This window comes from Arthrobacter sp. Y3221048 (genome assembly GCF_059092685.1).
The window spans coordinates 87139-111188 of sequence record NZ_JBNHHX010000002.1; the positions used below are offsets into that span (position 1 = coordinate 87139).

Annotated in this window: 22 protein-coding genes; 9 read left to right on the forward strand and 13 right to left on the reverse strand. The window is 67.6% G+C overall.

What is annotated here, in order from left to right:
* Positions 1-22 precede the first annotated feature (22 nt).
* The 3 genes from AC5RVS_RS05030 to AC5RVS_RS05040 all read left to right on the forward strand — a co-directional run bounded on the left by AC5RVS_RS05030 (position 23) and on the right by AC5RVS_RS05040 (position 4708).
* The gene (locus AC5RVS_RS05030; protein ID WP_494107379.1) at positions 23-1192 is read left to right on the forward strand and encodes an IniB N-terminal domain-containing protein; all 1170 of its coding nucleotides are present in this window, start codon (positions 23-25) and stop codon (positions 1190-1192) included.
* A gap of 112 nt (positions 1193-1304) precedes the next feature.
* Positions 1305-3134: a dynamin family protein gene (locus AC5RVS_RS05035; RefSeq protein ID WP_494107380.1), complete on the forward strand. Its 1830-nt coding sequence runs from the start codon at positions 1305-1307 to the stop codon at positions 3132-3134.
* Positions 3131-4708 carry a dynamin family protein gene (locus AC5RVS_RS05040; RefSeq protein ID WP_494107381.1) on the forward strand — a complete coding sequence of 526 codons (1578 nt, stop codon included), beginning with the start codon at positions 3131-3133 and terminating at the stop codon, positions 4706-4708. Before AC5RVS_RS05035 ends, AC5RVS_RS05040 begins: the two co-directional genes overlap by 4 nt.
* On the opposite strand, the gene AC5RVS_RS05045 is transcribed toward AC5RVS_RS05040, so the two are convergent.
* The 3 genes from AC5RVS_RS05045 to AC5RVS_RS05055 form a co-directional block, all read right to left on the reverse strand.
* Complete coding sequence (locus AC5RVS_RS05045) at positions 4613-5182, reverse strand: hypothetical protein (RefSeq protein WP_494107382.1); 570 nt, start codon at positions 5180-5182, stop codon at positions 4613-4615. The genes AC5RVS_RS05040 and AC5RVS_RS05045 overlap by 96 nt on opposite strands.
* Positions 5183-5446: 264 nt before the next feature.
* The gene (locus AC5RVS_RS05050) at positions 5447-6082 is read right to left on the reverse strand and encodes a uracil-DNA glycosylase family protein (protein WP_494107383.1); all 636 of its coding nucleotides are present in this window, start codon (positions 6080-6082) and stop codon (positions 5447-5449) included.
* Between the two features lie 213 nt (positions 6083-6295).
* Positions 6296-7867: a molybdopterin-dependent oxidoreductase gene (locus tag AC5RVS_RS05055; RefSeq protein WP_494107384.1), complete on the reverse strand. Its 1572-nt coding sequence runs from the start codon at positions 7865-7867 to the stop codon at positions 6296-6298.
* 263 nt (positions 7868-8130) lie between these two features.
* Here AC5RVS_RS05055 and AC5RVS_RS05060 point away from each other — a divergent pair, with 263 nt between their 5' ends.
* Together AC5RVS_RS05060 and AC5RVS_RS05065 are read left to right on the forward strand one after the other, a co-directional pair.
* Positions 8131-8673, forward strand: a complete 543-nt coding sequence (locus tag AC5RVS_RS05060) for a YceI family protein (protein ID WP_493989749.1) — start codon at positions 8131-8133, stop codon at positions 8671-8673.
* A gap of 153 nt (positions 8674-8826) precedes the next feature.
* Entirely contained in the window at positions 8827-9774 is a 948-nt protein-coding gene (locus tag AC5RVS_RS05065) for a D-2-hydroxyacid dehydrogenase family protein (RefSeq protein ID WP_494107385.1), read from the forward strand.
* A gap of 65 nt (positions 9775-9839) precedes the next feature.
* Here AC5RVS_RS05065 and AC5RVS_RS05070 read toward each other — a convergent pair whose 3' ends face one another.
* Positions 9840-11051, reverse strand: coding sequence for an ROK family protein (locus AC5RVS_RS05070; protein ID WP_494107386.1), 1212 nt, complete (start codon positions 11049-11051; stop codon positions 9840-9842).
* Between the two features lie 82 nt (positions 11052-11133).
* Here AC5RVS_RS05070 and gap point away from each other — a divergent pair, with 82 nt between their 5' ends.
* On the forward strand, positions 11134-12153 hold the full coding sequence (gap, locus tag AC5RVS_RS05075; protein WP_494107387.1) for a type I glyceraldehyde-3-phosphate dehydrogenase: 1020 nt from the start codon (positions 11134-11136) through the stop codon (positions 12151-12153).
* A 136-nt stretch (positions 12154-12289) separates the two neighbouring features.
* On the opposite strand, the gene AC5RVS_RS05080 is transcribed toward gap, so the two are convergent.
* The 5 genes from AC5RVS_RS05080 to hpaH all read right to left on the reverse strand — a co-directional run bounded on the left by AC5RVS_RS05080 (position 12290) and on the right by hpaH (position 16166).
* On the reverse strand, positions 12290-13042 hold the full coding sequence (locus AC5RVS_RS05080) for an ArsR/SmtB family transcription factor (RefSeq protein WP_494107388.1): 753 nt from the start codon (positions 13040-13042) through the stop codon (positions 12290-12292).
* Positions 13043-13087: 45 nt separating this feature from the next.
* On the reverse strand, positions 13088-14152 hold the full coding sequence (locus AC5RVS_RS05085) for a zinc-dependent alcohol dehydrogenase (RefSeq protein WP_493989742.1): 1065 nt from the start codon (positions 14150-14152) through the stop codon (positions 13088-13090).
* An 83-nt stretch (positions 14153-14235) separates the two neighbouring features.
* Complete coding sequence (locus AC5RVS_RS05090) at positions 14236-14448, reverse strand: hypervirulence associated TUDOR domain-containing protein (RefSeq protein ID WP_494107389.1); 213 nt, start codon at positions 14446-14448, stop codon at positions 14236-14238.
* 129 nt (positions 14449-14577) lie between these two features.
* Positions 14578-15396: an HpcH/HpaI aldolase family protein gene (locus AC5RVS_RS05095; protein WP_494107390.1), complete on the reverse strand. Its 819-nt coding sequence runs from the start codon at positions 15394-15396 to the stop codon at positions 14578-14580.
* Entirely contained in the window at positions 15381-16166 is a 786-nt protein-coding gene (gene hpaH / locus AC5RVS_RS05100) for a 2-oxo-hept-4-ene-1,7-dioate hydratase (protein WP_494107391.1), read from the reverse strand. Before hpaH ends, AC5RVS_RS05095 begins: the two co-directional genes overlap by 16 nt.
* Positions 16167-16451: 285 nt before the next feature.
* Here hpaH and AC5RVS_RS05105 point away from each other — a divergent pair, with 285 nt between their 5' ends.
* The 3 genes from AC5RVS_RS05105 (at position 16452) to AC5RVS_RS05115 (ending at position 19125) form a co-directional block, all read left to right on the forward strand.
* Positions 16452-17066 carry a flavodoxin family protein gene (locus AC5RVS_RS05105; protein ID WP_494107392.1) on the forward strand — a complete coding sequence of 205 codons (615 nt, stop codon included), beginning with the start codon at positions 16452-16454 and terminating at the stop codon, positions 17064-17066.
* Positions 17067-17094: 28 nt separating this feature from the next.
* Positions 17095-18486 carry an MFS transporter gene (locus AC5RVS_RS05110; protein ID WP_494107393.1) on the forward strand — a complete coding sequence of 464 codons (1392 nt, stop codon included), beginning with the start codon at positions 17095-17097 and terminating at the stop codon, positions 18484-18486.
* 168 nt (positions 18487-18654) lie between these two features.
* A complete protein-coding gene (locus AC5RVS_RS05115) occupies positions 18655-19125 on the forward strand; it encodes a hypothetical protein (RefSeq protein WP_494107394.1) in 471 nt (156 codons plus the stop codon).
* An 18-nt stretch (positions 19126-19143) separates the two neighbouring features.
* On the opposite strand, the gene AC5RVS_RS05120 is transcribed toward AC5RVS_RS05115, so the two are convergent.
* From AC5RVS_RS05120 to AC5RVS_RS05135, 4 genes are all read right to left on the reverse strand, one after another.
* A complete protein-coding gene (locus tag AC5RVS_RS05120) occupies positions 19144-19743 on the reverse strand; it encodes a protoglobin domain-containing protein (protein ID WP_494107395.1) in 600 nt (199 codons plus the stop codon).
* 162 nt (positions 19744-19905) lie between these two features.
* Positions 19906-21159 (reverse strand): M20 family metallopeptidase, encoded by a 1254-nt coding sequence (locus tag AC5RVS_RS05125; protein WP_494107396.1) that lies wholly within the window; start codon positions 21157-21159, stop codon positions 19906-19908.
* Positions 21160-21347: 188 nt separating this feature from the next.
* On the reverse strand, positions 21348-22289 hold the full coding sequence (locus tag AC5RVS_RS05130; protein ID WP_494107857.1) for a S1C family serine protease: 942 nt from the start codon (positions 22287-22289) through the stop codon (positions 21348-21350).
* Positions 22290-22572: 283 nt separating this feature from the next.
* Positions 22573-24030 carry an aldehyde dehydrogenase family protein gene (locus tag AC5RVS_RS05135; protein ID WP_494107397.1) on the reverse strand — a complete coding sequence of 486 codons (1458 nt, stop codon included), beginning with the start codon at positions 24028-24030 and terminating at the stop codon, positions 22573-22575.
* Positions 24031-24050 lie beyond the last annotated feature (20 nt).

Genomic DNA, 24050 nt, shown 5'->3' on the forward strand with positions numbered 1-24050 from the left:
AACAAGAATGGGGATTCATATAATGCCTACGCTCGCAAGCTCTCTTCTCGAATTCATCATGAATCTGCTCCGTGATCCGCGCGCCGCCGCGGAATTCCAGGCGGACCCGGAGGCCGCCCTAGCCGAGGCCGGCCTGGGCGACGTGTGCTCCGATGATGTGGACGCGATCATGCCGGTCATCCTCGACTACGCTCCCGTGGATGCCAGCTCGTCCTTCGACCGGGAGTACAACACCGGTGGGAACCACTCCGGCGGCGACACCGGCGACTGGTCCAGCGACAACTCCGGCAATAATGGCGGGGGCTGGGGCGGCGGCGGTCACGGTGACGGCGGCCACGGCCACGGCGGGGGCCACGGGGGTGGTCATGACGACGATGACCACGGTCACGGCGGCGGCAGGGGCAACGATCATGATGACCATGCCCATGCTGTCCAGCAGCTGACTCACATCGTGAACAACTACTCGTACACCTCGACGATCGACGATCGGGACACCATCACGGACCAGTCCGTCAACCAGAACATCTGGGCGGACGGCGACGTCAACCAGTGGTTCGACAATGACGCCGTGATTGCCTCGGGCGACGACTCTGTTGCAGCCGGCGGCGACGCCACCCTGGATAACTCGACGGATTACTCGAAGGATTACTCCACCGATAATTCCACTACCGTAACCACCGGTGACATTGAGGGCGATGTAACCGTCGGCGATACCGACATCTCCGTGGAGGACTCCTTCAACGTTGAGGATTCCTACAACGAGGATTCCTACAATGAGGACTCCTATAACGAGGACTCCTACAACACGGATGTCGACCTGGACGTCGAGGTGGAAGACTCCTTCAACGACAACTCCGACCACTCGACGGATAACTCGACCAACGTGGAAATCGAGGACTCCTACAACGGCAATACCACCGAGATCGAGGTCGAGGATTCGTTCAACGAGGACAACTCCACCACCGACATCAACGTGGAGGATTCCTTCAACAAGGAGGTCGAGATCGAGGATTCGTTCAACGAGGTCGAGGTCAAGGATTCGTTCAACGACAACTCCACGAACACGGACGTGCAGGTGGACGCCAACATCGATGCCGAATTCACGGACAACTCGGTGAACGACTCCGTGATCATCGCGGAGAACGAAGTGGAAATCGAAGACAGCGTTGTTGCCGAAGAGGTCAACCTCTAACCCGGTCTGATAACTGAATTACGACAGATCAGCTGTCCAGCAGGAGGCCGGGGGACCTCCTGCTGGACAGTGTCACGGTCCGGCCGGCTGGCCGGACGCAGAAGGGGGTACGGTGGTCGAGCTCGTCAAGCTGGTGGATCAGGGCCTGGAATTGGCCAAGAAGGGTGAGCGCGCAGACTTGCAGCGGCGCCTGGAGCAGACCCGCAAGCGATTGCAGGACCCGACTACCCGGGTGATCGTCGTCGGTGAATTCAAGCAGGGCAAGAGCCAGCTCATCAATGCGCTGGTGAATGCGCCGGTTTGTCCCATTGACGACGACGTCGCCACCTCGGTGCCGACGGTAGTGAAGCACGGAGAGCCTGCCTCAGCCGTGATCCTGGTGCCGAAGGAAGGCGCCGAATCCAACGACGGGGACGTTGAACTGGAGCGTCGCCCGATCGCCTTGGACGAACTCGCCGAGCACGTTTCGGAACGGGGAAATCCGGGTAACGAGCGCCGGCTCGCGGCCGCGGAAGTTTCCCTGCCCCGGAAGGTCCTGCAGGGCGGACTTGCGTTGGTGGACTCGCCGGGGGTTGGGGGGCTGGACTCGGCGCATACTCTCACCACGCTGACGGCGTTGCCGACGGCGGACGCCATGCTGTTGGTCTCGGACGCATCCCAGGAATTCACCGAACCGGAGATCCGGTTCCTGCGGCAGGCCCAACGAATCTGCCCCAATGTGGCCGGCGTGCTGTCCAAGACGGATCTGTACCCGCAGTGGCGGCAGGTGGCCGAACTGGACAGAAGCCATTTGAAGCGGATCGGGGCAGACATGCCGCTGATTCCGATCTCCTCGGAACTTCGCCTGCGGGCGGCCGAAATGCGTGACAGCGAACTGAACGCCGAATCAGGATTTCCGGAGCTGGTGGCATATCTCCGGCAAAAGATCCTGGGCCAGACCGAGCGGCTCCAGCGGCGCTCCGTGGCGCAGGACCTGATTTCGGCCGTGGACCATTTACGGCTGTCGCTGAAGTCGGAACTGAGCGCGCTGGAGAATCCGGACGGCACGCCCGAGATGCTGGCCGAGCTGGAGGCGGCCAAGGAACGCGCCGACGAGCTCCGCCGTCGTTCTTCCCGTTGGCAGGTCACGCTCAACGACGGCATGAGCGATCTCATCTCCGACATGGAACACGACTTGCGCGACCGGCTGCGCAGCATTTTGCGGGAAGCCGAACAGTCCATCGATGCCGGGGATCCCGGTCCGCAGTGGGAGCAGTTTGTGCACTGGCTTGAACAGCGAGTGGCCGCTGCCGTGTCCGACACCTTCGTGTGGACGAACGAACGGTCGCTGTGGCTGGCGGAAAAGGTGGCCGAGCATTTCAACCAGGACGACGTGACCTTGCCGCTGCTGCAGGTCGATTCCACGGAGAACGTGCTCGACCCGGTCGAGGAGATCCCGGGCCTGGATGCGGGCCGCCTGGGACCGGTCCAGAAGATACTGATCGGCATGCGTGGCTCGTACGGCGGTGTGTTGATGTTCGGCCTCCTTACCGGGATCGTGGGCATGGCGCTGATCAACCCGATCTCCGTCGGAGCCGGCCTGTTGCTCGGCGGCAAGGCTTACCGCGAAGACAAGGAAGCCCGGTTGAAGCGCCGCCAGTCGGAAGCCAAGGCCCTGGTCCGGAAACAAGTTGACGAGGTCGTGTTCCAAGTGGGCAAGCAGCTCAAGGACCGGCTCCGGATCGTGCAGCGGGCCACGCGCGACCATTTCACCGAACTGGCCGAGGAGCACCATCGTTCGCTGGCGGATTCTGTGCTGGCGGCACAGAAGGCCGCAAGCAGCTTCCACCAGGAACGCGACCTGCGGATCAAGGAGCTCAAGGCGTCCCTCGCGCTCGCTGAGTCGCTGCGCAAGCAGGCACTGGCGCTGGATGCTGCACCGCAACCGGCGGGACAGGCATGAACCCCGCGGCAGCCGGAGCGGACGTCGAAGCGGCGCGCGGGCTGGTCCGGGAAGCGCTCGAGGCCTACCGCGACGACCCTGCGGTGCGTCGGGTGTTGGAGGAGTATGCGCGCCGGCTCGACGAGCCGCTGCGGGTAGCCATTGCGGGCATGATCAAAGCCGGCAAGTCGACACTGCTCAACGCCATCATCGGCGAGGAGATTGCCCCGACTGACACGGGAGAGTGCACCCGGGTGGTCACCTGGTACCGCTACGGCGACACTCCGCGCATTACCCTGTATCCGCGCTCCGGAGCGCCCCGGGACCTTCCGACCAAGCGCACCGACGGCCGGTTGGTCTTCGAGTTCGGCGGGATCAACGCAGAGGAAGTCGACAGGCTCGTGGTGGACTGGCCGTCCCGAACCTTGCGCGACCTGACGTTGATCGACACGCCGGGCATTGCCTCGCTCTCCCGGGACGTGTCGGCCCGCTCCACCGATTTCCTGACGCCAGTAGACGCACCTTCGGAGGCCGATGCAATCATCTACCTGCTGCGGCACCTGCACGCGTCCGACCTGGGCTTCCTGGAGTCCTTCCGTGATACCGCGGCCGGCCAGAGCGGTACCGTGAACGCGCTGGCGGTGCTGTCCCGCGCGGACGAAGTCGGGTCCGGCCGGATCGACGCCATGCTCTCCGCCCGGGAAATCGCGGCGCGCTACCGCCGTGACGGCGCGTTGCGTTCACTGGCCCTCGGGGTAGTGCCGATCGCCGGCCTGCTGGCCCAGTCGGCGCGCAGCCTGCGGCAGGGGGAATACTCCGTCCTCGCCGAGCTCGCTTCCTTGGACAGGCGGGAACGGGAGCGGCTCTTGCTGTCTGCCGACCGCTTCGTCCGCCCCGAGGGGCCGCTGTCCGCCACACCGGAAGCGCGGGCGAGGTTGCTGGATCGGTTCGGGCTCTTCGGGCTCCGGCTGGCAGCGGCGCTGCTCCGTGGAGGAATCTCCGAGCCGACCGAGCTGGCCCACGAACTGGCCCGCCGCAGCGGGCTGGACGAATTGCTGGCCGTGATGACCGGGCAGTTCCAAGCCCGGGCCGGACAGCTCAAAGCCCGCACGGCCCTGGTCGGTATCGAAAAGCTGCTGAACGACCATCCCCGCCCGGGCACTGCCGGAGTCGCGGCCGGCCTGGAACGGCTGCTCGCCAGCGCTCACGCCTTCCGCGAATTGCGCCTGCTGGCGGCTGCGCGCACCACCGGGCTGCCGCTGGAACCGGAGCTGGCCGCCGAAGCTGAACGGATGATTGGCGGCGAAGGTGTCTCGGCACCCGAACGCCTGGGACTGCCCCGTGACACTCCCGACGAGGTCCTGCGGGAGCACGCCCTGGCGTGCGTGCGACGTTGGCACGCCGTAGCGGGCGATCCGCTGCGCGGCCGTGACGTTGCCGAAATCTGCCAGACCGTCATTCGCAGCTGCGAGGAACTGCTGGCAGGCATGCAGCTTGCTTCAGGCGGTCGGCCGGCCTCGTCGCCCCTGGTGCTCGGCCCGGAACCATTGGTTGGCCCCGCGCAGGACGCTGGCGATTACCGCCGTGCCGGCTAGCACCAGCTGCAGAACCAGCATGATCCTGATGCGCAATTCCTGATCGCCGGGGGCGGCCAGGAATTCGTCGGCCAACAGGGTCACCGCCCCGTGGACAAACAGCAAGGCCAGCAGCACGAAGCGCGCCTTGCCGTGTCGGCGCATGAGGGCCCGCAGCAGCACGGCCTCGATCAGAATGACCAGCGCCAGCATGCCCAAGGTTCCCCAGAACACCACCACCGCGAGGGCTTCCACGGTCTCCTCGTCGGCGCCCTGCTCCAGGCCGTTGATGAGCCCGCGCAGGTGCTTGAGGATCTCGTCCTGGGCGAAGTACGCGAATACTCCTGCAATCAGCCCTGAAACGAAACTGAGGATCCACAAGAAGCGGACCCTCTTGACTGCAGGCGGCGGCACCAAAATCCCGGTGATGGGCGGCGGCGTATGGTCGGACATCTGCGGACGCGGCGGCGCAGGACGGTCCGGTTCCCCAGACATCCCCCCGGTTCCCTGAGCTCCAGGCGCCCCCCTCCCTGGTTCATGAGACATGCAAGTAATGTAGCCGCGCCCCGGCGGCACCGCAATGCCCGTCCGCAGGCGTAGCGGCCCGCCGGCTACCGTCCGCACAACGACGGCGGCGGGCGGTACCCCGCCGTCGAAGCGGGCTTCCGCCGCCGCTATCCGCGGGCATGCCCCCAACCGGCGCCAACTTTTGGGCGAGCATGCCGCCCCGGGCGTCGGCGATGCCTGGGTGCCGAAGGGCTACTTGGCGGGCCGGCCCAGCCCGGTGCGGGCCATCGCGTCCGCGTAGGCCTCGTGCATGGCGTCCAGCCATTCCTGCTGGCGGGCCGGCGAACCTGCGAACGCCCGGCCGCTGAGCGCCCTGACCTTGTACGTCTTGAAACCGCGCCGCCAGAGCAGCGGGTTCTCGGTCTTCAGCAGCAATCCGGCCAGCCGCTGGGCTTCGGTTCCGTGGGCCACGAGCACCGAGGCCCGCGGCACCAGTGTCAACATCTTCAGCAGCGGCTTGAGGCCGGCACTGATCTGGTCCGGGGTGAGCTTGCCGTTGGCCTCTCCCGGCGTGAACCACGGGTGCACATTCCAGGGCATGACATATTGGGGCCGCAGGCCGAGCTGCCACTGCAGTCCGAGCATCCGCGTAGCAGCCTCCTGGTCCCCGGGCCAGATGAAACCGGTGTCCGATGCCTGCCCGATGTTGGAGTAAAGCGAGACGATCCGGCATTCATCGGCGTCGTGGATCGGATCCACGTAAGGGACCTCGGTACCCGGCTTCAGGTCCCGCAGTTCGTCGCAGAGACGGTTAATGTCGGCGACGCCGGAATCGTACCTGCGGTCCATGAGGTCCTTGTGCTGATCGGATACTGCCGGGCTGGTCATCGGGGTGCGGGTCTCCTGGAGGGAAGGGAAGGTGAACGGTAGGGAAATCGGGCCGCCGGGAACGACGGCGGTGCCGCCTTGGGAACGGGCAGCCGCCTGCGGCTGCGGGAGGCGGGGTATTGAGCATAGCAACCGAAGCTGGGCGCCCCCTGCAGACCGGTGGCGGAATCCCGGGCTTGATGCCCAGACCCTGTGACGAAGATGACCCGGCGGTTAATCAACGGTGAATTCAATGCTGTGCCATCCGGTGGCGCCATCCGGAGCAGGCGGCGTGGCGGCCTCGGTCTGCAGCGTGCCGTCCGCCTCCCAGGCACGCACCCGGAGCCGGTGCTGCCCGGCCGGAACATCGTCCTGCACCGAGTACCACTGGCGCCAGGTATCCACGGAAGCCTCCGCCGCCAGTTGAGCGTCCACCCAGTCACCGTCGTCCAACTGCACCTGGACTTTCGACAGGCCCCGGTGCTGGGCCCATGCCGTCCCCGCAAAGGCCATGGTCCCGGCCGGCAGGCGGGCTCCGGGGCGAGGCACCTCGATTCTCGAGGCCGTCTTAATCGGGCCGCGGTCCGACCAGCCGCGGGTGGTCCAGTAGGCAGCCTTGTCCGCAAACCGCGTGAGCTCCAGGTCAACCACCCACTTGGTCGCGGACACGTATCCGTACAGTCCCGGCACCACCATCCGAACGGGGAAACCGTGCTGCAGCGGCAGGGGCTCACCGTTCATCCCGATCGCGAGCAGCGCGTCCCTCCCATCGGTGAGCACCTGCAAAGGGGTCGAAGCAGTGAAGCCGTCGACGCTGGTGGACAGGACCATGTCCGCCTCCGGAAGCGGCCGTGCACGCGCCAGCAAGTCCCGCAGCGGATAGCCCAGCCAGCGGGCGTTGCCGGCCAGTTCCCCGCCCACTTGATTCGAAACGCAGGTCAGCGTGGTGTAGCTCTCCACAAGTTCGGCCTCCAGCAGCTCCTGGAAGCCGATGCTGAATTCTTCCTCAACCAGTCCGTGAACGCGCAGCTGCCATTGCGCCGGATCCACCGACGGGACGATCAGCGCGGTGTCGATGCGATAGAACTCCTCGTTAGGGGTCACGAAGGGAACCACTCCGTCCACCGGCGCCTGTACGTCCTCCGGCAACGGCCCGGCCGGCCGCGCGGGGGCAGGCAGCCCCAGTGCCTGGCGCACCTGCCGTGCCGTGTTCCGTGCGGCAGAAACGGCGCCGGCGGCGATTCCCAGGACGGCGGCGACACCCGCCATCGCCGCGGCGTTCGCCAGGAAGCGGCGGCGGTCCGGATCCTCCGGCAAGACGGCCGCCCTGCCAACGGACAAGGTCGCGGCTCGGGGCAAGAGCCTGATCAGCCGGCGCAGGCCGAGCAGGCCTGCCGCGGTTCCCAACGCCGTCGGGATGGCATCGGCCGGCACCGCCCCGGCCCGGGTGAGCACGCAGGCCGCCATGCCCGCCGCGAGCAGCACCACCAGAAGCGCGCCGGCGGTCCAGCGCCGGGCGGCGAGCAGGCCGGCCGCGGCGGCGATCAGCGCCGCAACAATCCCCATGGCGATGAACAGCACCAGTTTGTCCGCTGTCCCGAATGTGGAAATGGCGAATTCGGTCAGCCAGATCGGGGAGAGCTCGACGACGGCGGCACCCACCGAGCCGAAGGGGGAGGCGGCCGGGCCGAAAAACGCGGCCGCCAGTTCCGCTGTGGCAAAGAGGGCGGCCGCCGACACGACGCCCGCCAGCATGGCCGGCGTCGACCCGGTCAACGCGGCTTTCGTGGCTGGCGGTGCTGCCATGCCGACCTTGTCCTTCGCTTGATGACGGGCTGTGTGGCTCCAAAGGGATGGCACTGTGCCCTGATCCGATGATCTACCTGAAGCAGGCCGCAGGACAACCACCGTGGCTGTTTGCCGATCGGTCCCGCGCGCGGGGCGGATAGTTGTTGCCCCGCCGTTCACCGGCTATTAGTTGACTCTTCAACTATCAGCGTGTTACGATAAATGCATAAGCATGGAGTTCACCCGAGCTTCACATCCTAACTTCAATCAGGAGGCACTTAATGGCCGTTCAGCTCACCCCAGGAACTTGGAATCTCGACCAGTCCCACACCGAGGTCGGCTTCGTCGTCCGCCACGCCGGCATCAGCAAGGTGCGCGGCCAGTTCACCGAAGCCGATGCCACCCTCGTGGTCGGCGACAGCCTGGCCACTTCCTCCGTCGAGGCCGTCGTGAAGACCGCCTCGTTCGACTCCAACGATGACAACCGCGACGCCCACGTGAAGGGCGAAGACTTCTTCAATGTGGAGCAGTACCCGGAGATGACCTTCAAGGCCACCAGCGTCGAAGGCACTCCGGAAGAGTTCCAGCTGGCCGGCGAGCTGACCATCAAGGACACCACCAAGCCGGTGGTCTTCGACGTCGAATTCGGCGGCATGGCTGTTGACCCGTTCGGTGCCACCCGCGCCGGCTTCTCCGCCACCACGCAGATCTCCCGCAAGGAATTCGGCATCACCTGGAACGCCGCCCTGGAAGCCGGCGGCGTGCTGGTGGGCGACAAGGTCACCATCACGGTTGACTCGGCCTTCGTGCTGCCGGCCAACTAACCACGCGCCACACAGGCAGGGCCCGGATCTCTCTCCGGGCCCTGCCTGCTGCGTTAACGCCGTGGGCAACGGCGCTGATCCGGAACTGCTCGGAGCCGGCAGCGCGCCGCAAAGCCGGGGCTTTCCCGTGTTCCAGGCGGATACGCTGGCAACGTGAAGATCGCCATCCTCGATGACTACCAGGACGTAGCACTGTCCAGCGCCCCGTGGGAGCAGTTGCCGGCGGGCATCGCCGTCGAGCGTTTCACGGACCATGTTGACGACGACGGCGCACTCGCCGAGCGCTTGAACGGGGCGCAGGTGGTGGTCACCATGCGCGAGCGGACTCCCATCTCCGCCGAGCTGATGGACCTGCTGCCAGGACTGGAGCTTGTGACCACCACCGGCATGCACAACGCCTCGATCGATCTGGACGCCGCGCGCGCCCGCGGGGTGACCGTCTGCGGAACCCGGAAAACCACGCAGGCTCCGGCCGAGCTTGCCTGGGCACTGGTGATGGCCGTGGCCCGGGAGATCCCGCAGAACGACCGTGATGTGCGCGCCGGAACCTGGCAGGCCCGAATGGGGGTCGACCTGGCCGGTTCCACCCTCGGACTGCTCGGACTTGGCCGGCTGGGGCAGTTGATGGCCCGGTACGCGAACGCGTTCGGGATGGACGTGCTGGCGTGGAGTCCGCACCTGACCCGGGAGCGCGCCGCCGGCCACGGGGCGGAGCTGGTGTCCAAGGAGGACCTGTTCCGGCGCTCGGACATCGTCAGCGTCCACCTGAGGCTGGCGGAGTCCACCCGCGGGATCGTCGGAGCCGCCGAGCTGGACCTCCTCGGTCCCGGCGGCCGGCTGGTCAACACCTCGCGCGGACCGCTGGTGGATGAGGCCGCCCTGGTGGCAGCGCTCGCCGGGCGGCGGATCGCCGGCGCAGCGCTCGACGTCTACGACGTGGAGCCGCTGCCGCAGGACAGCCCGCTGCGCAGCGTGCCTAACCTGATCCTCAGCCCGCACGTCGGCTTCGTCACCGAGGAGGCCCACAGGCTGGGGTACACGCAGATGCTCGAGGACATCCTGGCCTACCTCGACGGGTCGCCGATCAACACCCTTACCTGACCGGCAGCGGCGCGCCCCGCCGTCGTCGTTTCTGCCGAACGGGGAAGTGCCCGACGGGACCCCGCCTACCTCCCCGGCATCCCGGCCGGGACAAGTTCCATGGCATGCTCCTCCACGTAGTCCAGCGCCAACCGGACGGCCCCCGTGGCCACTATCGCGTCGCCGAACCCGGAAACCGCCACCCGCGGAGGCGTCGCGGTGAGCAGGGGAAGTTCCCGGGTGATGGTGGGCAGCAGGGCCGACGCCGAGGCAGCCACCGCACCGCCGATCACCACGAGCTCCGGGTTGAGGAAGGTGCCCAGTATCGCTATCACGCGGGCCATTCGCCGGCCAATGCGCTCCAGGATTTCTTGCGCCACCGCGTCGCCTCGGGCGGCTGCTTCGAAGACGAAGCGGGCGGACACGCGCGTGGTGCCTGGTCCCACCAGCTCCCGGATCAAGGTGGGCCGGCCGGACGCCAGGGCCTCGTTGCCCCAGTAGCGGGCCAGCCGTGCGATGCCGTCCTGGCTGCCCACCCCGTCCACCAGTTCCAGGGTGCCCACTTCGCCGGCGCCGCCGTTGCAGCCGTGCAGCAGCCGGCCCGATTCAATCAGGCCGGTGCCCAGCCGCTCGCCGGCCAGCATGACCGCCAAGTCGTCAACGCCCTTGCCGGCGCCGCTCCAGCGCTCCGCCAGGGCCGCCAGGTTCGCATCGTTCTCCAGCAGTACCGGCCAGCCGTAGCGGGCGAAGACCTCGGTCTGCAGGCCGATGTCGAAGTGCTCGGAGAGTTCGTGTCCGGGTGCCACGTTGCCGTGGCGGTCCACGACCGTGGACACGCCGATGGCCGTGGCCAGTACGGATGCCGGCTGGAGTCCGGCCTCGGCCAGGGCGGAGGCGACTGCTTGTTTGATGGTGGAGCGGCGCGACTCCGCCGTGGCCGGTGGCTTCTCGAACCGCTCGGAGATGCGGGCCAGCACCAGGCCGTTCAAGTCCGCCACCAGCACGGTGGCGGTGGCCATGCCGACGTCCAGTCCCAGCACGCAGCCCGCGCCGGGATTGAATTCGAACCGCCGGGCCGGCCTGCCCTTCGCCGTGCCGACAACGCGTTCGCCGGCCACCTCGCGGGCCCAGCCCCGGGCCACCAGGTCGTCGCAGACCGCGATAACCGTGGCACGGGTCAGCCCGGTCGCCCCGATCAGGTCGCTCCCGGTCACCGCGCCGTTGTCCCGCATCACTGAAAGCACGGCTTTCAGGTTGGTCAGCCGCAGGACCTGCGGAGTGGTGGCTGTGGTGCTCACATGGATCCCCTTGACCTTGTCCGGCAGTATCAGGATAATAATAATGGAACATAAATTTAGAGGCTAAATAAAAGGAGTTCCCATGGCAGTACGGATTGGCATCAACGGTTTCGGGCGCATCGGCCGCAACTACTTCCGGGCGGCCATGGCGCAGGGAAAGATCGGCTCAGACCTCGAGATCGTGGCCATCAACGACCTCGGCTCGCCGGAAACCCTGGCGCACCTGCTCAAGTACGACTCCGTCGTCGGCCGGCTGGGCGCGGACGTCACGGTCGCCGACGGCAATCTGGTGGTCGACGGCCGCACCATCAAGGTGCTTGCCGAACGCGATCCCGGAAACCTCCCCTGGCGCGAGCTCGGCGTCGACATCGTGATCGAATCCACCGGGCGCTTCACCAGCTCGGCGGATGCCGAAAAGCATCTGGTCGCCGGCGCCCGCAAGGTCCTCATTTCCGCTCCCGCCAAGGGCGATGTGCTCAGCGTGGTGATGGGCGTCAACGACGGCGAGTACGACGACGGCACCCACCACCTCATATCCAACGCCTCCTGCACCACCAACTGCCTGGCCCCGCTGGCGAAGGTGCTGCACGAGAACTTCGGGATCGAGCACGGCCTGATGACCACCATCCACGCCTACACCGCGGACCAGAATCTCCAGGACGGACCACACCGCGACCTGCGCCGGGCCCGGGCAGCTGCGATCAACATGGTTCCCACCTCGACCGGGGCCGCCAAGGCGATCGGGCAGGTGCTGCCGGAGCTCAAGGGCCGGCTGGACGGCTTCGCCATCCGTGTGCCGGTGCCCACCGGTTCGGCCACGGACCTGACGGTCACGGTCGGCCGCGAGGTGACGGTCGAGGAAGTCAACGACGCGTTCAAGGCGGCCGCCGCGGATCCCCGCCTGGCCGGCATCCTGACCTACACCGAGGATCCCATCGTCTCCTCTGACATCGTCACCGACCCTGCCTCGGCCATCTTCGACTCCGGGCTCACCAAGGTCATGGGCAACCAGGTCAAGGTCGTGGGCTGGTACGACAACGAATGGGGCTACTCCAACCGCCTGGTGGATCTGACCTCCCTGGTGGCGTCCAAGCTGTCCTGATTCCGCAGGGTTCGGGCCCGCCGTCCACCTAAGCCAGCAGGTGCCCTCACGAGGGCACCTGCTGCTCTTTTTCCCAGGCGGTTGGGCTCCGCGCGGCTGCGACAGCACGAAGCACCAGGGTTCCGCCGGCCCGGTATCAGGTGTACATCAGCGAGCCGGGTGTGGTGAGCATTTCCCCGGTCTCCAGCCACGTCTTGAGGCCGGAAAGGACCATCGGCCAACCGCCGTAAACCTGCTCGTTGGCCCCCTCACGCAGCTGGTCGTGCGTGACGGTGAGGCGGCAGGAATCCTCCACCTGCTCGATCTCCCACGTCACCCGGGACGTGCCTTCGGCCACGACGTCCTCGCCCCACAGCGCGCGCATGGTCTGGACCAGCCTGCGCGGCGGATCGACTTCCAGGTTCTCGCCTTCGCTCAGCGGCGCATCGGCCCTTGGGTTGGTCACCGCGTATCCGGAACCCGGCGTCCAGTCGGTCTCGATCCGGTTGCCGAACTGGTACTTGCTTCTGATCTCGCTGTCCGTAATGGCTTCCCAGAGCTGTTCCGGAGTGGTGCGGATGTAGATCTCGAAGATTTTCTCCATGGGACTTTCCAATCGGGATTTGAGGTCGCTGAGGGCAGCGGCCCATGGTTGTGCATACTTGCTCACCCAGCGGTCGTGGATGAGCCGAATGGGCACCGGATTCAGGAAGTGGAGTTTTTCGCGGCCACGGCGGCGGGTGACCACCAGGCCGGCCTCTTCCAGTTGCTTCAGGTGCTTCATGACGCCGAAGCGCGTGATGCCGAACCGCGCTTCGAGTGCGGTGAGGGTCTGCCCGTCCTCGCGGAACAGTTCATCCAGCAGCCCGCGCCGGGTGGGATCCGCCAAGGCCTTGAACACGGCATCCATGCACCCATAATAGGTGACTGTTTGGTCACATGTCGAGGGTTCCGCTCAGCCGTTGGGGTCCAGGACGGCTTTGACCAGCGGCCGCCCGGCGGCGTCAGTGCTGGCTTCGGCTGTCAGCCGCAGCGCTTCGACGGCCTGGTCCATGGGATAGGTCGTGATGAGCCGCTGGCCCAGATCGGGGAAGCCGGCGAGGAATTCGAGGGCCTGCTCGAAGTCCGGGCGGGTGGAGATGAAGCTGTCCAGGACAGCCAGGTTCTTGCGCGTCCGGACCGCCGGAGCGGCGGAACCGGTGGCGTACATGGCCACCATGACCAGCCGACCGCCCGGACGCAGCTCCTGCACGGCCCGTGCCAGGTGAGTGCCCGCGCCTGTGGCTTCGATCCATACGTCGTAGCCGTCGGGACGCTCCCCGGTGGAGCTGGGCAGCCCGAGGCTGTCGGCCAGCCGGACCCGGGCGGCATGCCCCGGCCCCTCGCGCCCGATCATGGTGACCTCGGCACCTGCGCCTTGCGCGATCAGGCCGGCGAGCAGGCCGATGCTGCGGGTGGTGGATATCCCCACCCGTTCGCCGGGTTTGATCTTCCCGACGGTGGTCACGGCACGCCAGGCGACCGACGCCGGCTCGGTGAGCACCGCCGTCGAATCCGGAACGGCATCCGGTACGGGAACCACATTGCGCCACGGAACAAGGGCGCTGGCGGCCGCCTGGCCATGTTGGGTCAGGCCCAGGATCGAGCGCCGGCGGCACAGGTGCGGCTGGTCCGCCCGGCAGGCGTCGCAGTGGCCGCAGCCAACGGTGGACATCGGTACCACCCTTGTGCCGGGGGAGAGGCCCTCCGGGGCCAGCAGCCCGGCGGAGGTCACGGTCCCGACCGATTCGTGTCCCAGCACCATGCCTGCGGGTACCGAAGCCGCTGCCGGATCCGCACGGTAGACGAGCACGTCCGAGCCGGACAGCCCGCACAGGCCGATCTGCAGCTCCAGCTCGTCCGCACCCGGAGCGCGGAGCGTGTGCTCGATCAACCCGACGCCGCCCGGTTCTTGGGTGACGCGGGCCAGGGCGGGAGCCCGGTGCAGCGGGCCGGTAGTCCGGTTAGCTGCAGCTGCCACGTTCTCAACCTCCTGGAACCGGTGCGGAGCCTCAAACGTCGGTGGAGTCCCAGGCCCGAGAGCCTTCGGCGGCGTCGCCGGTGTTAGTCCGTTTTGCGCAGCGCCGAGCCCTTGTGGACAGCCAGGTGGCCCGTCTTGTCGCTCTGGACTTCGTACTGGGGCTCATCCTCGGAGCAGCGCCTCGTGCGGCCCCGGAATTCGAAATCCTTGGTGTGGACCCTTGTGACTCTGCCGTGAATTTCGCCGGCCTCTGAGTTCCAGCACACTCTATCGCCAACCTTGAAGGAATCAGCCATGGTCAAGTCTTAGCATTTTTAGCCGAAGGACGCTTCCAACCCACAGTCGCTGCACCTCGCCGCGTATGACGGCGGCGCTTCGGGTGGGCTGCGAAACCCACCCAAGCGCCACCGTCGTCATGCCGCAGATCAGTAGCTGGCGGGAGTTCCGGCCTCGCCGTCCCCGTCCGAGGGGATGTACTTCGCTGCCAGGGTTTCGGAGCCGCGGGCCAGCAGCGCCACGTCGGCCCCGACGCCGACGAAATCGGCGCCCCACTCCATGTAGCGGCGGGCGGAGGCTTCGGCGAAGGCGTTGACCCCCACGAACTTGCCGGCCGCCTTGGCCGCCTTCAGCGCCGTCTCCACGCCGGCGACCACATCCGGGTGCTCCTGCTGGCCAATCACGCCCATCGAGGCGGCCAGGTCGGACGGGCCGATGAACACGCCGTCCACGCCGTCCACCGCGGCAATCTCCGCGGCGTTCTCCACGGCCTCGGCGGACTCGATCTGGACAATGAGCGTGAGCGTCTCCTCCGCGCGGGTGAGGTAGTCCGGGATGCGGTTCCAGCGGGCCGACCGGGCGAGCGCGGAACCGACCCCCCGCACGCCGGCCGGCGGGTAGCGGGTGGCCGCGACGGCGGCGCGGGCCTGCTCGGCGGTGTGCACCATCGGGATGATCAGTGACTGCGCGCCCAGGTCCAGGTACTGCTTGATCAGCACGGTGTCGTTAACCGGCGGGCGGACCACCGGGATGCCCGGGTAGCCGCGCACGGCCTGCAGTTGGGCCAGCACCGACTCCAGCCCGTTGGGGGAGTGCTCGGCGTCGATGAAAATCCAGTCGAAGCCGGCGCCGGCGCACAGTTCGGCCACCAGGGGCGAGCCGGAGCAGACCCAGATGCCGGCCAACGGGCGGTCGGCGGAGGACAGGGCGTCCTTAAGGGACGGATCGGGTTCTACTCGAAACGGCATGTGATGGTTCCCAGCTGCCCGTAGTCGGCGAAGACGGTGTCCCCCTCGTGGACCCACATGGGACGGGTGAAGGAGCCGGCGAGGATGGTTTCCCCGGCCTTGAGGTGGTCGCCGTGCGGGGCGATCTTGTTGGCCAGCCAGTACACGCCCGCGGCCGGGTGGTTGAGCACGCCGGCGGCGACGCCGGTTTCCTCCACGGTCTGGTTCTTGTACAGGATGGCGGAGATCCAGCGCAGGTCCACGTCCTGCGGGCGGACCGGGTTGCCGCCGATCACCATGGCGCCCATGGCGGCGTTGTCGGAGATGGTGTCCACGATGGTGCGGCCCTCCATCTCGATCCGCGAGTCCAGGATCTCGAGCGCGGGAACCACGTACTCGGTGGCATTCAGGACGTCGAAAATGGTGGCGTTGGGTCCCTTGACGTCGCGGTTGAGCACGAACGCGAGTTCGACTTCGATGCGCGGGTGGGTGTACTGGTCCCACTTCACCGTGCAGCCGTTCTCCAGGATCATGTCGTCAAAGATGATCCCGTAGTCCGGTTCGCTGATGCCGGTGGCGTATTGCATCGCCTTGGACGTCAGGCCGATCTTCCGGCCGGCCAGCGTGCGTCCGGCGGCCTCGCTGCGCTCGCGCCACAGGTTCTGCACCTTGTAGGAGTCCTCAATGGTCATCTCCGGGTAGCGGGCGGTCAGCCGTTTCACCGGCGTCCGGGTCCGTCCGGCTTCCACCAGCTCGTCGGCGATGGACTCGATCGTTGACGGGTCAAGCATCCTTGGCACCACTTCCTAGTTCTTCGCGGGCCGCAGCCGCCCCTGGCGGGCGGTTGTGCGGTCGCGGCGCCGCACGGGAAGGGCGCCAGCACCATCTTACGGTGGCACTCGTCACCGCCCGGAAGTCGGTTACGACGGAAGGGAACAACGACGGCGGTGTCTCTTTCCGGAGCATCATTGCTCGAGGTGCGGAACACCTTCCCCGAACACCAGATCCGGTAGTCACAGCTCGGCCACTCATTGCCTCCCCTTCCCGACGGAATGGCGAAGCCGCAGAATGGCGCTATGGAGGAGACGAAACTCAACGCACTGGCACTGGTCTGCACCCTGACGCCGTCGCCCAAACCGTCCAGCAGCGAGTTGCTGGCCCGGCAGGTGATTACGCAATTATCGGCACACGGCGTCACGTGTGACCTCATGCGGGTAGTGGACCACGACGTCAAACCCGGCGTGCAGACCGACATGGGCGACGGCGACGCCTGGCCATCCATTCGCACCAAGATCCTGGCCGCGGACATCCTGGTGCTTGCGACACCGATCTGGCTGGGCCACCCCGCGAGCCTGGCGCAACTCGTGCTGGAACGCCTGGACGCCGAGCTATCCGAAACCGACGAGCAGGGGCGGCCCAGCATGTACGACAAAGTCGCGCTGGTGGCCGTCGTCGGCAATGAGGACGGCGCCCACCACGTCACGGCCGAGCTGTATCAGGGCCTGGGGGACGTCGGTTTCAGCCTGCCAGCACAGGGGTCCACCTATTGGGTGGGCGAGGCGATGCACGGTACCGACTTCCAGGACCTGCCGGAAACCCCGGAAGTGACGGTGACGACGACGGCGACCGCGGCGCGCAACGCCGTTCATCTGGCCCGGCTGCTGCGCTGCGAACCGTATCCGGCCGGGTAAGCGGGCCGGCCGCCGCTAGGGTAGGCGGGTGAACTACTTCCTCCGCAGGCCGTGGACCGGGCGGATCGGCGCGCTGCTGGGCATCCTGCTGATGGCGCTGAGCCTGCGCGCCGCGGTCTCCGCCGTCGGGCCGTTGCTGGGCGAGCTCGGCCCCGAACTTGGCTTCGACGCCACCACCATCGGAGTGTTGGCGATGCTGCCGCCGTTGGTGTTCGCCGCCGCAGGCCTGGGCACCCCGGCGCTGATCCGCTGGCTCGGGCTGGAAAAGGTGCTGGTGGCCGCCGTGCTGCTGGCGGTCGTCGGCCAGTTGGGCCGCGCCGCCGCCGACGGCGTGTGGCCGTTCCTTACCCTCAGCGCGGTGGTGATGGCCGGGTACGGAATCGGCAACGTCGTGCTGCCGCCGCTGGTCCGGAAATACTTTCCGGACCGGATGGGCGTGGTGACCGCAGGCTATGTGACCCTGCTCGCGGTCAGCACGGCGATGAGCCCGCAACTGGCTGTCCCGGTGGCGGACGCCGCGGGCTGGCGGACCTCGATCGCGCTCTGGGCCTCGGTCAGCGCCGTGGTGCTGATCCCGTGGGCGGTCCAGGCGGTACGGGACCGCCGCAAGGGCCGGACGGACGACGCCGGTGGGCCTGCTCCGGCGGCTGCCCCGCCCAAACCTGCGGACGAGGACGCCCTCGAGCCGATCCGCCGCAAGGGGCCTGCCGTTCGCGCTCCGGAGCCTCCGGCGGCGCCGGCGAAGCTGAACCCGTGGCGCTCACCGGTCGCCTGGGGCCTGGCAATCTTCCTGGCTGGCAACTCCGCGCAGACGTATGTGTACTTCTCCTGGTTACCGCCTTACCTGACCGAACACGGCATCGACGCTGCGACGGCGGGTTCGGCCCTGGCGTACTTCGCCATCCTCGGCCTGCCCGCCAGCCTGCTTGTGCCACTGATCGTGCCCCGGCTGAAGCACCCCATCGCCGCCATCCTGGTGTTCACCGCCTGCTGGATCGGCGGGCACCTGGGCCTGCTGCTCTCGCCGGAGAGCGGCACATGGTGGTGGATGACCCTCTCCGGGCTGGGCCAGGGCACCTTCGCCACTGCGCTGCTGATGGTGAACCTGCGCTCGCGCACCACGCACGGCTCGGCAGTGCTGTCCGGCTTCAGCCAGGGCATCGGCTACGCCGGCGCCGGCGTAGCCCCGCTGCTGTTCGGCGTGGTGCACGAAGCCACCGGGTCCTGGACCGCTTCCTTCGCCATGCTGGGGGCCTGCATCGTGGTGATGCTGGTCGGCGCCGTCATGATCAACGGGCCCAGGAACATCGAGGACCCGCCCGGCACCATCCGTCGAACGAACGTGCGCTACCGCACGAATGACACGGCGCTGCCCAAGACTCTGTCAGCCGGCACCGAGGGTACAGGGTTGGCGAAATAGATAGCGGCCGCCTCCGCCGGGCCGATGCAAGCCGGGAGCCCAGGGTGCCGACTTTAGGACTGCGTGCAGGCCGCTGTGCGCGGCCCGGTTCAACCTCAAGGAACGTGGGCGGGCGCCCGTGACGCTCCGGCGGAAACGTAGGATGAAGGGTGGACTGGGAGGTACATCATGGTTCGCCTGCGCATTGCCGCACGGCTGGTGCTGCCGGCCCTCTGGTTGGGCCTGATTGTCGGCATTTCGCTGATCGAGGCGCCGCTGAAGTTCCAGGCGCCCGGCGTCACCCTTCCGCTGGGGCTGGGCATCGGCAGGCTGGTGTTCACCGCGATGAACATCGTGGAACTCGTCTTGGCCGCGCTGCTGGTGCTGTCGCTGGTGGGGCAGCGCGTAGACCGTCGGTTTTGGGCGCTGGTCGGCGGCGCCGTCGTCGTGCTGCTGGCCAAGGTGATAGTGGTCCGGCCGCTGCTCAACCGCCGGACCGACATGGTGCTGGCAGGCACCGACGACGGGGGTTCCGCGCTGCATTATCTCTACATCGCGGCCGACGGTGTCCTGCTCATCCTGCTGGTCCTGATACTGATCGCCGCGGCACGGCGCTGGCTGCCAGCGGCTGACGCCGTACCGGAGCGGCCCCGGCGCTGAGCCTTCTGCCTGGTTCCGTTACCACTCGCCAGGGAGCGTGTAGGGCCGGGACCACAACGCAATCTGCAGGACCACGGCCTTCAGCCAGGACTGCATCATGGCGTCCACGTCCTCGGCCGGAGCTCCGCCGCGGGCCAGGAACGGCCGCATCGTGGTGACTACGGGCCCGATCAGCGCGATGAGATGCCGCAGCGGGACAACCTGTGTCGACCCGACATGGTCCGTGTCGTTCTTGTGCTCGGGAGTGTGGCGCAGGGCAATCTCATTCTGATAGTCCAGCCACTCCTGGTCGTAGGGCTTGGTGCAGGTGTCCCGGATCCACTGGCCGAACCGCAGGCGGACTGCCGCCAGATAGTCCTCGATCGGCGGGCCGTCAGGCCGGGAAAAGTGGGCCACGAGATGTGGCTGCCCGGCTATGAAGCCGTACCAGACGTCGAGCACGTCCTCCACCTGGCCGTAGAGCACCTCGCCGGCACGGCGTAGCACGGCGGCGTCCTCCTCGCCGAACATGGCGCTTGCTTTGAGCTCCTCGAGCTCGGCCAGAGTAACCGGTGAGTGGGCCACCGTGCCGTACTCGTAGCCTGGAATGCTTGAACCGCTGGATGCATGGACCGACATGGCAGTGCCTCCACTGAAGGATTGGCGAACGGCGACCTGAACGGCCATTTATACTCCGGGTCGCCGCTGCGGTCAACGACGCTTTTAGTTCCCGAAGGCCGGCGGCGCGACTTCGTCCGGCCTGGCCTCCTCCTCATCCTGGCTCCGGACGGCACCGACCGCTTACTTTGCCAGGTACTCCAGCGCCGCAACGACGTGCGCCTGGGTGGCGACCGAGAGTGTCGGGTCGATGGCGGGAGCGAAGAACGGTGAGTGGTTGGCCGGAATGTCTTCGGCGACAGTGCCGTTTTCCACGGCTTTCCGGTAGACGTCGGCCGGGACGGAGCCGACCGTCCAATAGGTGTAGGGCACCCCAAAGGCATCCGGAATCCGGCTGAAGTCCTCGGAGGCCGTGGCGGGTTCGGCGTGGTAGACCTGATCGTCCCCGAAGTGACGGATGAAGGCGGCCGTGATGCGCTCGGTGGTTTCGGCGTCGTTGTTGGTCAACGGGAACTGGTCGTAGTACTCGAACTCCGGGTCGCGGGGCGACCCGGCGGCCGCACACTCGCCGCGGACTATCCGTTCGATCGAGGCCATGATCCGTTCCCGCAGCACCACATCGTACGTGCGCAGGTTCAGCAGCAGCTCCGCACGGTCCGGGATGATGTTCGACTTGGTGCCCGCGTTGGAGGCGCCGACGGTCACCACCGCGAATTCGCCCGGCTTGGTCTCGCGGGACACGATGGTCTGCAGCCGCAGCACGATCGACGCGGCCAGCACCACCGGATCCACGGCGTTGTGCGGCATGGAGCCGTGGGCGCCGCGCCCGTAGACCGTAATCTTCAGGGAGTCGCCGGCAGAGAGGATGGGGCCGGCCGTGGTGCCGATCTTTCCGGCCTCGGTGGGCATCACATGCTGGGCGAAGGCGACGTCGGGTTTGGGAATCCTGGTGGTCAGGCCGTCGTCGACCATTGCCTGGGCTCCGGCGGCAGTCTCCTCTCCCGGCTGGAAGAGCGCCACGTAGGTGCCTGCCCAGCCGTCCCGCTGCGCGGCCATCAGCTTCGCCGCGCCAAGCAAGGACACAACGTGCATGTCATGGCCGCAGGCGTGCATGACGCCGGTGGTCCCGCCGCCGGGAAGCTTCATGGTGGTCTCCGCGGCGTAGTCCAGGCCGGTGGCCTCGGCGACCGGCAGCGCGTCGGTGTCCGCCCGTGCCAGCACGGTGCTGCCGGAACCGTTGGCCAGGACCCCGACGACGCCCGTACCGCCGATCCGCTGGACCTCGTAGCCGAAGCCGGTCAGCTCTGTTGCGATCCGATCGGCGGTGTTGTGTTCTTCCATGCTGAGCTCGGGGTTCCGGTGCAGGTCCTTGTACAGGTCCCGTTGCCAGCCCAGCTCTTGCTCCAGTGAGCCGGCGAGGTCGTCCGTGATCGCCACGTTTGCCCCTCCTAATCCGCCGGCCCGACGTGAGGGCCGGCTGGTTCGGTCGCGGTTTCTCCAACCGTAGGACTTGGCCCATGCAGACACAACGACGGCGGTGGCTTGGGCCGGCGTTATCCCTCACCCAGGCAAGGGTGCCGGCAGGGGCAAGAGCCGGCGGGGCAAGAGCCGGCGGTGCCCCGAATCTAACCGGCTGACATTTCCACCGGCCAGGCGATCAGCTCCAGCACGGACCCGCTGCGCAGCACGGCCAGCGGAAACTCCACGCCGATGGCGTCTGCGAAGAGCAGCCGCTGCAGGCTTTGCGCGTTTGCCACCGGCTGGCCGGCGGCCCGGATCACCAGGTCGCCGGATCGCAGTCCGGCCTGCTCGGCGGGGGAGCCGGGCAGCACCTCGACCACCCGCAGCGCGTTGCGTTCGCCGGTACGCATGATGTCCCGCGCGGACAGCGGCACCGGCGTACTCACCAGGCCAAGGTAGGCGCGCCGCACGCGCCCGTCGGCCAGCAACGCGGAGATGATCCGGCGGGTCGTGGCGTTGATCGGCACGGCCAGGCCAAGCCCGATCCCGGCGACGGCCGTATTGATCCCAATAACCCGTCCGGAGGCGTCGGCCATGGCGCCGCCGGAATTACCCGGGTTCAGCGCGGCGTCGGTCTGGATGACGTCCTCAATCACCCTCCGGTTCCTGCCCGCGGCGACCGGGATGGAGCGCCCCAGCGCGCTGACCACCCCCGCCGTCACCGAGCCGGAGAGGCCCAGCGGGCTGCCCACGGCGACGACCAACTGGCCCACGCGCAGCTTGGAAGCATCGCCCAGCTCGACCGGGCGCGGCACCGTGAGCCGGCCGCGCAGCACGGCCAGGTCGGAGAGTGGATCTGCGCCGACCACGTCAACGTCCGTGCGTGACCCGTCCGCGAAGGCCGCACGGCCGCCGTCGGAGTTGGCCACCACATGCGCGTTGGTGAGCAGGTAGCCGTCTTCCGTGAAGACCACGGCGGAGCCGCCGCCGGACGGGAAGGTCCGGTCCCGGCGTCGTACTTCCATCTGGATGCCCGCCACGTGCGGCGTGACGGTCTCAGCTACGCGCACCACGGACGCCGAATACGAGTCCAGCGGGTCCTGCATGGTGTCCGCGGCCTGTGGTTCGGCATGCGGTTCCGGGATTGTGTTCACGGCCCACCTCCGGGAGTTTTGCTTGCTCTCCATGGAACCGCAGAAACGGCAGGTTTAATCCTGCTGCCGCTACGCCTTCAGTGAACCCGATACGGGCGGTTCTCCGCCGGGTAACCGCGGCGCCTTCCCCACGCCGGCCGGCGGCACATTGCAGCCTGGTCCGGGAGTTAAAACCACGCGACGGCGAGGGGCTGGCTCGCTGCCAGCCGCTCGCCGTCGTTGGTACCCGCGGGGTTTAGAACGGGTACTGTGCGATGTCCGGGCGGACGGTGAGCCACTGGGTCTCGGTGAAGGAGTCCATGTTGGCTTGGTGGCCGCCGATGCGGGAGCCGTTGCCGGAGTTCTTGGTGCCGCCGAACGGGGAGTTGGCTTCGTCGGAGACGGTTTGTTCGTTGATGTGGACCTTGCCCGAATCGACGCGGTCCGCGATCTGCATGGCCAGGCCGACCTCGCCCAGGATGGACAGCGAGAGTCCGTACTCGTTGGCGTTGGCCAATTCCACGGCCTGGTCGATGGTGGAGAACTTCATCACCGGGGCGACCGGGCCGAAGATCTCGTCCTTCCACGCGGTGTTGGCCGGGTCGAGGTCGGCCAGCACGGTGGGGGAGTAGAACGGGCCGTCGTTGGTGCCGCCGGCGGCGAGCCGGGCGCCGGCGGCGACGGCGTCCTGCACGATCGAGTCGATGCGCTTGAGCTGGTTCTCGTCGATGATCGGGCCGAGCGCGACGGTGCCGGTCTTGGGGTCGCCGACCGGCAGGTTCCTGGCCTTCTCGGCCAGCGCGGCGACGTAGTCCTCGTAGATGTCCTCGTGGACGATGTGCCGGCCGGTGGTCATGCAGATCTGGCCCTGGTGCATGAACGAGCCGAACGCGGCGGCGGACGCGGCCTTGGCCAGGTCCGCGCCGGGCAGCACGATCATGGCGTTGTTGCCGCCGAGTTCCAGGTGCGCGCGCTTGAGGTTCCGGGCGGCGGATTCGCCGATCTTGCGGCCGGCGGCGGTGGATCCGGTGAAGGAGATGACGCGCACCTCGGGGGCTTCGACCACGGCGGCGCCGATGTCCGCGCCGCCGGGCAGCAGGGACAGCAGCCCGGCGGGCAGGCCTGCTTCTTCGAAGACGCGCATCAGGGTCACGCCGCCGCACACCGCGGTGCGGGGGTCCGGTTTGAGCAGCACCGCGTTGCCCAGCGCGAGGGCGGGGGCGACGGCGCGGATGGAGAGGATCAGCGGGAAGTTGAACGGCGCGATGACCGAGACCACGCCGACCGGGCGGCGCCGGGCGAAGGACCAGCGGTCCTCGTTGGAGGTGAGCACGTCGCCGGCGGGCAGCGAGGGCAGCGCTGCGGCTTCGTAGCATTCGTTGGCGGCGATGTGGGTTTCCAGGCCGGCCTTGGGGCCGATGCCGCCGGATTCGCGGACGATCCAGGACTGGATTTCCTCCGCGTGTTCTTCCCACAGCGCACCGGCACGACGCAGCACGGCGGAGCGTTCTTCCGGCTTGCGGGCGGCCCATTCCTTCTGCGCCGCGGCAGCCACTGCTGCCGCTTCCTTCACGTCCTCGACCGAGGCCAGCCCGTAGCGGCCCAGGGTCTCGCCGGTGGCCGGCTCCACCGAAGCGGCGGTGCCGGCACCGCCGTCGCGCCAGCCGTTGACATGGATCTTGCCCTCCCACAGGGAGGCATCAAGCAGGGACATATCCCGTCCTTTCAGGTTGA

Coding starts and splice junctions, on each gene's coding strand:
- AC5RVS_RS05130 (WP_494107857.1), bottom strand. CDS start 22,289: ATGCAGGACCCGCTGGACTCGTATTCGGCGTCCGTGGTGCGCGTAGCT.
- AC5RVS_RS05095 (WP_494107390.1), bottom strand. CDS start 15,396: ATGCCGTTTCGAGTAGAACCCGATCCGTCCCTTAAGGACGCCCTGTCC.
- gap (WP_494107387.1), top strand. CDS start 11,134: ATGGCAGTACGGATTGGCATCAACGGTTTCGGGCGCATCGGCCGCAAC.
- AC5RVS_RS05055 (WP_494107384.1), bottom strand. CDS start 7,867: ATGGCAGCACCGCCAGCCACGAAAGCCGCGTTGACCGGGTCGACGCCG.
- AC5RVS_RS05045 (WP_494107382.1), bottom strand. CDS start 5,182: ATGTCTGGGGAACCGGACCGTCCTGCGCCGCCGCGTCCGCAGATGTCC.
- AC5RVS_RS05105 (WP_494107392.1), top strand. CDS start 16,452: ATGGAGGAGACGAAACTCAACGCACTGGCACTGGTCTGCACCCTGACG.
- hpaH (WP_494107391.1), bottom strand. CDS start 16,166: ATGCTTGACCCGTCAACGATCGAGTCCATCGCCGACGAGCTGGTGGAA.
- AC5RVS_RS05090 (WP_494107389.1), bottom strand. CDS start 14,448: ATGGCTGATTCCTTCAAGGTTGGCGATAGAGTGTGCTGGAACTCAGAG.
- AC5RVS_RS05050 (WP_494107383.1), bottom strand. CDS start 6,082: ATGACCAGCCCGGCAGTATCCGATCAGCACAAGGACCTCATGGACCGC.
- AC5RVS_RS05030 (WP_494107379.1), top strand. CDS start 23: ATGCCTACGCTCGCAAGCTCTCTTCTCGAATTCATCATGAATCTGCTC.
- AC5RVS_RS05040 (WP_494107381.1), top strand. CDS start 3,131: ATGAACCCCGCGGCAGCCGGAGCGGACGTCGAAGCGGCGCGCGGGCTG.
- AC5RVS_RS05060 (WP_493989749.1), top strand. CDS start 8,131: ATGGCCGTTCAGCTCACCCCAGGAACTTGGAATCTCGACCAGTCCCAC.
- AC5RVS_RS05080 (WP_494107388.1), bottom strand. CDS start 13,042: ATGGATGCCGTGTTCAAGGCCTTGGCGGATCCCACCCGGCGCGGGCTG.
- AC5RVS_RS05120 (WP_494107395.1), bottom strand. CDS start 19,743: ATGTCGGTCCATGCATCCAGCGGTTCAAGCATTCCAGGCTACGAGTAC.
- AC5RVS_RS05115 (WP_494107394.1), top strand. CDS start 18,655: ATGGTTCGCCTGCGCATTGCCGCACGGCTGGTGCTGCCGGCCCTCTGG.
- AC5RVS_RS05135 (WP_494107397.1), bottom strand. CDS start 24,030: ATGTCCCTGCTTGATGCCTCCCTGTGGGAGGGCAAGATCCATGTCAAC.